This is a genomic window from Formosa algae, assembly GCF_001439665.1.
Classification (GTDB): domain Bacteria; phylum Bacteroidota; class Bacteroidia; order Flavobacteriales; family Flavobacteriaceae; genus Formosa; species Formosa algae.
The window spans coordinates 26,398-34,711 of sequence record NZ_LMAK01000080.1; the positions used below are offsets into that span (position 1 = coordinate 26,398).

The 8,314-nt window shown below is 36.8% G+C and carries 6 protein-coding genes; 4 read left to right on the forward strand and 2 right to left on the reverse strand.

Going from position 1 to position 8,314, the window contains the following annotated elements; all coding sequences use genetic code 11:
• Nucleotides 1-67: 67 nt before the first annotated feature.
• The 3 genes from dnaB (at nucleotide 68) to AST99_RS17865 (ending at nucleotide 4,605) form a co-directional block, all read left to right on the forward strand.
• Entirely contained in the window at nucleotides 68-1,615 is a 1,548-nt protein-coding gene (gene dnaB, locus AST99_RS17855) for a replicative DNA helicase (protein WP_057784135.1), read from the forward strand.
• 361 nt (nucleotides 1,616-1,976) lie between these two features.
• Nucleotides 1,977-3,161 (forward strand): hypothetical protein, encoded by a 1,185-nt coding sequence (locus AST99_RS17860; RefSeq protein ID WP_057784136.1) that lies wholly within the window; start codon nucleotides 1,977-1,979, stop codon nucleotides 3,159-3,161.
• A gap of 1,024 nt (nucleotides 3,162-4,185) precedes the next feature.
• A complete protein-coding gene (locus AST99_RS17865; RefSeq protein WP_057784138.1) occupies nucleotides 4,186-4,605 on the forward strand; it encodes a secondary thiamine-phosphate synthase enzyme YjbQ in 420 nt (139 codons plus the stop codon).
• Between the two features lie 55 nt (nucleotides 4,606-4,660).
• Here AST99_RS17865 and AST99_RS17870 read toward each other — a convergent pair whose 3' ends face one another.
• Nucleotides 4,661-5,473 (reverse strand): HAD family hydrolase, encoded by an 813-nt coding sequence (locus AST99_RS17870; RefSeq protein ID WP_057784141.1) that lies wholly within the window; start codon nucleotides 5,471-5,473, stop codon nucleotides 4,661-4,663.
• A gap of 840 nt (nucleotides 5,474-6,313) precedes the next feature.
• Between AST99_RS17870 and AST99_RS17875 the strand changes: the two genes are divergently transcribed.
• Nucleotides 6,314-7,195, forward strand: coding sequence for an ABC transporter permease (locus AST99_RS17875; RefSeq protein WP_057784143.1), 882 nt, complete (start codon nucleotides 6,314-6,316; stop codon nucleotides 7,193-7,195).
• Nucleotides 7,196-7,825: 630 nt separating this feature from the next.
• Here AST99_RS17875 and AST99_RS17880 read toward each other — a convergent pair.
• Nucleotides 7,826-8,131 carry a GIY-YIG nuclease family protein gene (locus AST99_RS17880; protein ID WP_057784145.1) on the reverse strand — a complete coding sequence of 102 codons (306 nt, stop codon included), beginning with the start codon at nucleotides 8,129-8,131 and terminating at the stop codon, nucleotides 7,826-7,828.
• Between the last annotated feature and the right edge of the window lie 183 nt (nucleotides 8,132-8,314).

The window sequence follows — 8,314 nt, forward strand, 5'->3', positions numbered from 1 at the left end:
AATAATCGTTAACATCAACCGTTAAAAATCATGTGTTAATAGCGCCAATTTAGTTACTTTCGCAGTTATGAAGCAACCGAATCAATTACAAGGCTACAAGGTCGATAAAAGCACTTTAATAAACTTAGAACGCGGAAAAATTCCGCCACAAGCTACTGATTTAGAAGAGGTTGTGTTAGGTGCTATGATGATTGATAAAAAAGGTGTCGATGAGGTCATCGATATTTTAAGTGCCGATGCATTCTATAAAGAATCGCATAAACATATTTTTGAAGCTATATTTCAGTTGTTTGAGAATAGTGAACCTATTGACTTATTAACGGTTTCTAGTCAGTTAAAGAAAAGTGCTAAGCTAGATTTAGCAGGAGGCGATTTCTACCTGATTTCTTTAACTCAAAAGGTGTCTTCTTCGGCCCATATTGAGTTTCACGCACGTATCATATTACAGAAATTTATTCAACGTAGTTTGATTAAAATTTCTTCTGAAATTATTGAAGATGCTTACGATGAAACGAAAGATGTTTTCGATTTATTAGATGCTGCCGAAACCAAGTTATACGAGGTCACCCAAGGGAACATTAAGAAGTCGAGTGAAACGGCGCAAGAATTGGTTATTCAAGCCAAGAAAAAGATTGAAGAAATCTCGAATAAAGAAGGATTAAGTGGTATTCCTACCGGATTCGATAAGCTAGATAAATTAACATCGGGATGGCAACCTTCAGATTTAATTATTGTAGCCGCTCGTCCAGGTATGGGTAAAACTGCATTAACCTTATCTATGGCTCGTAATATTGCTGTAGATCAAAACATACCCGTTGCCTTTTTCTCTCTGGAGATGGCATCTGTACAGTTAATTATGCGTTTAATATCTTCTGAAACTGGTTTGTCTTCAGAAAAATTAAGAACAGGAAAATTAGAGAAACACGAGTGGGAGCAACTAAACGTTAAAGTAAAAGGTCTAGAAAAAGCACCACTGTTTATTGACGATACACCCTCGCTTTCTATATTCGATTTACGTGCAAAAGCCAGACGTTTATCGTCGCAACACGGTATTAAATTAATCATGATTGACTACCTGCAGTTAATGACAGGTGGACCAAGCCATGGTGGAAACCGTGAACAAGAGATCTCGATGATTTCTCGAAACCTTAAAGCTTTAGCAAAAGAATTAATGGTGCCTGTAATTGCACTATCTCAGTTATCGCGTGCGGTGGAAACGCGTGGTGGATCTAAACGTCCGTTACTATCCGATTTACGTGAATCTGGTGCGATTGAGCAGGATGCCGATATTGTATCGTTTATTTACCGTCCAGAATATTATAAAATTGAAGAATGGGATGATGATGAACGCTCGCCAACAGAAGGTCAAGCCGAATTTATTATTGCTAAACACAGGAATGGTGGATTAGAGAATATCCGATTGAAGTTCTTAGGTCACTTAGGTAAGTTCGATAACTTAGATGATTTTGATTCGCCTTACGAGTTCCATAGTAAGATGAATACCAATCCTAATGATGATGCTTCTGGATTTGCTTCTGGTAATAGTTTTCCAACACCAACAGATGCGTTTGGGAGTGCTATGAATGAAGACGATGATAACGACGTGCCGTTTTAATTAGTTTATACAATAACATAATATAAACCATGATTAGTAGTTAATACAGATCATGGTTTTTTTATACTCATGCGTTATTTAGGGTAACCTTGCATTTTAGTTTTTGTCATAAGATAACATTTAAAAGGACTAGTTGAAACTCTGTTTTCTGTAGCATTTCAGACAAGGTTTTGGAATTCTGTTTTCTCTAGATTGAAAAAATTAACAGCTAATCTTTTTATAAAGTATATTCAAAGGCATCAAAAATTAAGTATCTTTCAACTTCAATTTTTTACCTATAATGATTTTGAAACGCGTCTTATTCTTACTCTTATTTTTATGTCTTTCAGTTAAATCCTTTGCATCTTATATCTTGATTCCTATGGATGCGGACGGACAGAAAAATCATCTAAAAGCATACGGCATGACCTATTGGGCGCTCGATAAGCAATTAAAAGTAAAATGGCTGCTGAATTATCGTGGAGGCTCTTTTTTAGTACCGGATACCGATGCTATTCAAAGGGAATGTCAGATTCGAGGGGTGTCTTTTGAAGTCATATCTAGTGATAAAGCTGAAAGTATTCTAGAACTAATTGATAGTCCGAGTCAGAATATGGAGGCTGTAGTTCTAGAAAAAGCACCTAAAATAGCTGTGTATACGCCCAAAGGAAAATTACCTTGGGATGATGCTGTGACTATGGTGTTAACCTATGCTGAAATTCCGTATACCACAGTGTACGATGAAGATGTTTTAAATGATAATTTGTTGTTATACGATTGGTTGCATTTACACCACGAAGATTTTACAGGACAATTCGGAAAATTCTATAATAGTTTTAGAACAGCTGCTTGGTATATTGAAGATAAGAAAGAAGCCGAAGCTTTAGCTACACGATTGGGATACAATAAAGTGTCTGATGAGAAACTGGCAGTAGCTTTAAAAATTAGAGATTATGTTGTTGGTGGTGGTTTTATGTTTGCCATGTGTAGCGCAACAGATTCTTTTGATATTGCATTATCTGCAGAAGGGATAGATATTTGTGAAGCCATGTTTGATGGCGATGCGAGTGATCCTGGCTATCAGAAGCAGATCGATTACAATAAGACATTTGCTTTTACCGATTATATTCTAGAACGCGATCCTAAGGTCTATGAGTTTTCATCTATTGATATGACCACTAAACGACGTATTTTTAAAGATGCTGATTATTTTAGCTTGATGGATTTTTCTGCCAAATGGGATCCTGTGCCTACTATGTTATGTCAGAATCATACGGCTTTGGTGAAAGGGTTTATGGGGCAAACGACTTCGTTTACACGCGACGAGATCAAGTCTAATGTATTGGTGCTCGGGGAAAACAAAACTAATGGTGAAGCGAAGTATATTCACGGAATTAAAGGGAAAGGTTTTTTTACATTCTACGGCGGTCACGACCCTGAAGATTACACGCATAAGGTAGGCGATCCTAAAACGGAACTGGAATTACATCCGACTTCTCCAGGGTATCGGTTAATTTTAAATAATGTGTTGTTTCCTGCTGCTAAGAAGAAGAAACAGAAGACTTGATTGGTTATTGGTGAGAGGTGAATGGTGAGTAGTGAGTGGTCAGAAGTTTTTTAGTGAATTGTGAATAGTTTTTGATTGTTGTTTGCGTTGATTAGATTCCTCCTTTGTCGGAATGACAATTTGGGTGAGTGGTGAATCGTGATTAATGAGAGGTTTTTTAGTGAAAGGGGTTTAGTGAATTGGGAGTAGTTTTTGATTGTTGTTTAGGTTGATTAGATTCCTCCTTTGTCGGAATGACATTTGTTTTTTATTCGTGAGAAGTGATTCGAGAATTGTTTATTTAAAATTGTGAAAACTTTGGCCTATCGAGAATGTAACTTAAAATGTACAGTGCACAGCTCGTAAAATTTTAAGCTGTTTGAGCAAGAATATGTTGCTCGACCTCACTATCTACTTTACATCGAAATCATAATAATTCTTAAGTTTTACAAGCGAGTTCTTAAAATTTAGAGCTGAAACATAACATTTAGTTACAGTGTCGTAAGCCTAGATTTTTTTGGTTCGTTTTTTCATTAATGGAAAAAATGAACATCTTTTTCTTTTGTGGATTGGTAAGTGGTGAGAGGTGAATCGTGAGTAGTGATAAGTTTTTTAATGAATAGTTGTTGATTGTTGTTTCGGTGTTTTAGATTCCTCCTTTGTCGGAATGACAATTTGGGTGAATTGGGAGTAGTGAGAGGTGATTAGTGAATAGTTTTTGATTGTTGTTTACGTTGATTAGATTCCTCCTTAGGTCGGAATGACAATTTGGGTGAATTGGGAGTAGTGAGAGGTGATTAGTAAATAGTTTTTGATTGTTGTTTACGTTGATTAGATTCCTCCTTAGGTCGGAATGACAATTTGGGTGAGTGGTGAGAGGTGAATTGGGAGTAGTGAGAGGTGATTAGTGAATAGTTGTTGATGAGTTTTAGGTGTTTTAGATTTCTCTTTTGGGCGTAATGACATTTGATTATTAATGATTAAGTGATTTGTTACATTTGAGATATAAATGTTTCCTTTGTACCTTTAATTCAAAAGCTTATTTATGGTCCATCAAAAAGAGATTACTTTAAAACCATATAAACGTGGGTTTCATATTATCACAGAAGATATCCTCAAAGCATTCCCTGAATTGAGAACTATACATGCAGGATTGTTACAGGTATTTATTAAACATACTTCAGCGAGTTTAACCATCAATGAAAATGCAGATCCTTCCGTACGTGTCGATTTTGAAAGTCATATGAATATTATGGTGCCTGAGAATCAACCGTATTATATTCATACCTATGAAGGGGCAGACGATATGCCTGCACATATAAAATCGTCTTTAATGGGAGCGAGTGTTCTAATTCCTATTACTAATGGTCGGCTTAATTTAGGAACATGGCAAGGCATTTACCTCTGTGAGCACCGAGATTATGGCGGATCCAGACAGTTGGTCTTAACAGCCATTGGTGCTTAAAAAATATTAAGAGGCTTCAACAAGTTAGAATGCTTTTAAAAGTCTGCTATTGGGATTACTTAGCCGCTTTTGCAGCAATCAGTTGCTCTAACACAGTTTCAACGCCAAGGGCATCATTACTAGAGGTTTCAAAACGCGCTGTATGTTTTACATTCGGATGTGCATTGGCCATGGCATAGCTAAAATACGCACGCTCAAGCATTTCTAAATCATTGTTATAGTCACCAAAAACCATGGTTTCATCTTCAGAAATACCAAACTCATCTTGTACGAGTTTTAAAGCAAAGCCTTTATTGGCATCATGGTGCGAAATGTCTAACCAATTCTGCCCGGACACTTTAATTTTAAACTCATCTTCTAAATGCTTTATTTTTGGATAAATATTAGCTTCAGAATCTTCTATATGATAGATAGCCAGTTTTAGAAACTCATCGTCTGTGACTTTAGTCAGATCGTCTACCGTATTAAACTCGGTGTAATATTCACTTAATAATTTAGGGAAATGAATGTTATCGGTTTCTATATAGGCTTTCGTTTTACCGCATAGTACAATAAAGGTGTCTTCTATAGTTCTCAATAGCGGAAGAATGCTATTAATCTTGTCTTTAGATAGTGTCATTTTGGCTAACTCTTGGTCGCCACGCTTAGTAATTCCTCCGTTTTCAGCAATAATGGTAATCTCATCTTTTATAGCATCTAACTTTTCAATAATACTGAAATACTGACGGCCGCTAGCCGCAATAAATTGGATGTTATGGTCTTGAAGTTGACGAAATAATGTGTAGAACTGTGGGCTCACTTCCCCTTTAGAATTGAGTAAGGTTCCATCCATATCGGTAACCACGAGTTTTACTTGAGATAATTCCATAGTGCATTTTTTTTGAAGCCTCAAAAATACAGTTTTTAATGTCGCTGAGGTGTTAAGTGGGTGTTATTTTATGAACTGGTTTTGGTTGATGGTGAAGGGTGAAGGGTGAATAATGAGAAGTGAGAAGTGAGAGGTGAAGGGGGAGTTGTGAATTGTTAATTTAGTTTTAATGATGAGATGCTTCGCTTCGTTGCTCTTCGCTCTGCATGACAGTACTGATTAGTGATTGGAGGTTTTTTTGTCATTCCGACGGAGGGAGGAATCTCATTTTAGATGTGTTTTGTTGGGGGGTATTTGTGAGATGCTTCGCTTTGCTCTGCATGACAGTTGGTGAGTGGTGAATTGTTAATTTAGTTATAATGATGAGGTACTTCGCTTCGTGCCTTGCTCTGCATGACAGATAGATTTGTCATTGGAGGTTTTTTGTCATTCCGACGGTAGGAGGAATCTCATTCAAGATGTGTTTTGATAGGGGGTTATTTGTGAGATGCTTCGCTTTGCTCTGTATGACAGGTGGTGAATGGTGAGAGGTGAATTGTTAATTTAGTTTTAAAGATAAGATACTTCGCTTCGTTGCTCTTCGCTCTGTATGACAGGTGGTGAATGGTGAGTTGTGAATTGTTAATTTAGTTTTAATGATGAGATGCTTCGCTTCGTTGCTCTTCGCTCTGTATGACAGTACTGATTAGTGAATAGTGAAGGATGAGATGTTTTGCTACGGTCTGCTGGAGAGTGAGGTTGTTTGTATTGTGGATGTTTGAGTTGCTTCTATAAGCTCTAATAAAAAACATTTCGGGATTAAAACCGATTTGTTATATTAGCGCAACTAAAATCAGTACCTTGAATTCATCAAACCCAACCGATCTTCCGTGGTTATATACCATCTCTCCGAAGCGTAAATTAATCGATCTTAACTTTAAGGAAATATGGAGGTATAAGGATTTGTTGTTCTTATTCGTAAAGCGAGATATCGTTACCGTATATAAGCAAACCATCCTTGGTCCGTTGTGGTATTTTATACAGCCTTTATTTACTTCTATAATCTTTACGGTTATCTTTAATAATCTGGCAGCCATTCCGGTAAAGCCTGGTGTGCCTGCTTTTTTGTTTAACTTGGCAGGGATTACAGCATGGAATTATTTTAAAGAATGCCTTACGGGAACGAGTGATACGTTTACTAAAAACCAAGCGATATTTGGGAAAGTGTATTTCCCAAGAGTGATTATTCCCATGTCTATAGTCGTCTCTAATTTGGTGAAGTTTGCGATACAAATACTCGTGTTTATAGGATTTTATGTCTACTATGCTGGTTTTACTAATTCAGCTTATGCGGCGCGTCCGGAAATCAGTTTACTACTATTACCAGTGCTGGTTCTTATTATGGGACTCTTAGGGTTAGGCTTTGGGATGCTTATTTCCTCGATGACTACTAAGTACCGCGATTTAACCTTTTTAGTCACTTTCGGTGTGCAATTGTTAATGTATGGCTCGGCGGTGATGTATCCGTTGTCCTTTTTTGAAGAAAAGTTGCCAAGTGTGTCTTGGCTTGTGGCTTATAATCCGATGACCATCGTAATCGAGGCCTTTCGTCATATTACATTAGGGGTTGGAGAGATTTCTGTGTCTCAATTACTGTATATTGGGATTGTGAGTGTCTTGGTGTTTCTCTTAGGACTTATCGTGTTTAATAGTACGGAGAAGAAATTTATTGATACGGTTTAGAGTGAGGGAATAGTGATTGGGTTTGTATTCGAGAGATGCTTCGCTTCGTTGCTCTTCGCTCTGCATGACAGGTAGGTTTGTTGTTTTAGGGTTCTATTATGAGATGCTTCGCTACGTTCTGCATGACAGGTGATTTCATGAATTGGAGGTTTTATTGTCATTCCGACCTAAGGAGGAATCTTATTCTAGATATGTTTTATTTTGGGTTCTATTTGTGAGATACTTCGCTGCGTACCTTGCTCTGCATGACAGTACGTTTCATGTATTGGGGTTTTAATGATGAGATGCTTCGCTTCGTTGCTCTTCGCTCTGCATGACAGTTTGTTTCATGATTTTGTGTTCAATGTCATTCCGACCTAAGGAGGAATCTCATTTACGGTAATTTTTATATAGTTTCAATTAGTGAGATGCTTCACTGCGTTCTGCATGACAGTACATTTCATTATTGGGGTTTTAATGATGAGATACTTCGCTTCGTTGCCTTGCTCTGCATGACAATTGGGATTGGTGATTGTGGTTCAAATGATGAGATGCTTCGCTTTAATCAGCATGACAGGTATTATATTGCAGAGGTGTTTTGTTTCGTTTTTAATGGTAGAATATTAATGATTGTATGAGTTTATCTTTCTACTAGATCATGTCATTTAAAAAGTGCCAATTAGGATTAAATGCTGAGATTAGTTTGTCTTTTTTCATTCGGCTATATCCTTTAATTTGTTTTTCTCTTTTAATAGCTGTTTCAATACAGGAAAAATGTTCGTAATAGACTAAGAATACACAATTATATTTTGCTGTGAATGCTTTAGAACAGGGATTTGGATTGTTGTGAATATATAAACGCTCTTTTAAGTTTCCAGTTACACCTGTGTATAACACGGTTTTGTTTTTATTGGTTACGATGTAAACATAGTAGTTATGATTCCCTTTTGTTTTCATGTCTTTAATTTATGAAAAAATTGTGATTGTTTTAATTTGGGTAGATTGATGAGATGCTTCACTTCGTTGCTCTTCGTTCTGCATGACAGTATGTTTCGTGATTCAGTATCTTTTGTTGAGATGCTTCGCTTTGCTCTGCATGACAGGTGTTTTTGTTATTGGGGTTTTAATGATGAGATGCTT